This is a genomic window from Ciceribacter ferrooxidans (genome assembly GCF_004137355.1).
GTDB classification, from domain to species: domain Bacteria; phylum Pseudomonadota; class Alphaproteobacteria; order Rhizobiales; family Rhizobiaceae; genus Allorhizobium; species Allorhizobium ferrooxidans.
On the sequence record NZ_SDVB01000161.1, the window covers coordinates 1 to 409 of the forward strand.

Consider the following 409-nt stretch of genomic DNA (forward strand, 5'->3'; position numbering starts at 1 on the left):
CATCCTTTCAGATTGCACTGGTCCTTGGTTATATTATTTGTTCCACAGTTTTGTTTTGCTGACGCTGGTACGTTGCATGTTACGGTTACTTGATTCCGCTGTGGTTGGTAACAAAATGGAATATTAGGGGTTTTATCATCATAGCAACAGTTTGTGGCATAGCATTGTTGCTCAAGCACACCTGATGCTGCACAATTTATACGAGAGTTGGGATTACAGATACTTTTTTCTGCTGTTAGAGTTGGATCAAAGCACCACTTAGAACCTGGGGTGTTAGAATCATAACAACAGCCCTTGTCTTTGCATTGCTGCTCGGTGATTCCGTCCATCCCACAATCATTTCTTGCACTGGGACTATTAGTGTTGCATGACCGGGCTACCACCGTCCAGGCCTTGTAACACCAGGGGA

Annotated in this window: 1 protein-coding gene; it reads right to left on the bottom strand. The window is 44.3% G+C overall.

Annotated elements, in window-relative coordinates; genetic code table 11:
* The coding region (locus tag EUU22_RS04310) for a hypothetical protein (RefSeq protein WP_165351088.1) at positions 1–329 on the bottom strand (329 nt) is incomplete at its 3' end.
* Positions 330–409: the final 80 nt, after the last annotated feature.